The sequence below is a fragment of the Janthinobacterium sp. SUN118 genome (assembly GCF_030397695.1).
In the GTDB taxonomy this organism is placed as follows: Bacteria; Pseudomonadota; Gammaproteobacteria; order Burkholderiales; family Burkholderiaceae_D; genus Janthinobacterium.
Genome location: NZ_JAPUBV010000012.1, coordinates 1 through 1,247, shown reverse-complemented (window position 1 = coordinate 1,247; position 1,247 = coordinate 1). Strand labels below are relative to the sequence as shown.

General features: G+C 49.2%; 2 tRNA genes and 2 rRNA genes. All 4 read left to right on the top strand.

The features are described from left to right. A 16S ribosomal RNA gene (locus O0880_RS28090) occupies nucleotides 1–653 on the top strand; the annotation flags it as partial. Nucleotides 654–732: 79 nt separating this feature from the next. After that, nucleotides 733–809 (top strand) — tRNA-Ile (locus O0880_RS28085). Between the two features lie 19 nt (nucleotides 810–828). Then, nucleotides 829–904 (top strand) — tRNA-Ala (locus O0880_RS28080). A gap of 240 nt (nucleotides 905–1,144) precedes the next feature. Then, nucleotides 1,145–1,247, top strand: a 23S ribosomal RNA gene (locus O0880_RS28075); the annotation flags it as partial.

Here is a 1,247-nt window from a genome sequence, read left to right as displayed (position 1 = left end):
GGGAGTACGGTCGCAAGATTAAAACTCAAAGGAATTGACGGGGACCCGCACAAGCGGTGGATGATGTGGATTAATTCGATGCAACGCGAAAAACCTTACCTACCCTTGACATGGCTGGAATCCCCGAGAGATTGGGGAGTGCTCGAAAGAGAACCAGTACACAGGTGCTGCATGGCTGTCGTCAGCTCGTGTCGTGAGATGTTGGGTTAAGTCCCGCAACGAGCGCAACCCTTGTCATTAGTTGCTACGAAAGGGCACTCTAATGAGACTGCCGGTGACAAACCGGAGGAAGGTGGGGATGACGTCAAGTCCTCATGGCCCTTATGGGTAGGGCTTCACACGTCATACAATGGTACATACAGAGCGCCGCCAACCCGCGAGGGGGAGCTAATCGCAGAAAGTGTATCGTAGTCCGGATTGTAGTCTGCAACTCGACTGCATGAAGTTGGAATCGCTAGTAATCGCGGATCAGCATGTCGCGGTGAATACGTTCCCGGGTCTTGTACACACCGCCCGTCACACCATGGGAGCGGGTTTTACCAGAAGTAGGTAGCTTAACCGTAAGGAGGGCGCTTACCACGGTAGGATTCGTGACTGGGGTGAAGTCGTAACAAGGTAGCCGTATCGGAAGGTGCGGCTGGATCACCTCCTTTCTAGAGTTTGCACGAATCAGTAATGGTTCACGCATCAAATGTTCACACTTATCGGCTGTTAATATAAAGAACAGCATTTGGGGCTGTAGCTCAGCTGGTTAGAGCACCGTGTTGATAACGCGGGGGTCGTTGGTTCGAGTCCAACCAGCCCTACCAGTTTCTGTAGTAAATCTCAGGGGGATTAGCTCAGCTGGGAGAGCACCTGCTTTGCAAGCAGGGGGTCGTCGGTTCGATCCCGTCATCCTCCACCAAAAGTTCAAACGTAAGTTGATCACATCGGTGATTAAATTTAGGTTTGGTCTTTTCGAGACTAAGTGCTGTATGTTCTTTAACAATCTGGAAGAAGTAAAGATTATTTATTGATCGGTTTGCCGTAAAAAGCAAATCGATGGGTAATGATTGTATGTATCAACAAACAAGCAACAACGTTGTACTTTCTTATCCCTGTAGCGCTCTTTGATTATTTAGGTAATCAGAGGCTAACGTTATAGGGACAAGCGAATAAGTGCACATGGTGGATGCCTTGGCGATTACAGGCGATGAAGGACGTAGTAGCTTGCGATAAGCTGCGGGGAGTGAGCAAACACACTTTGA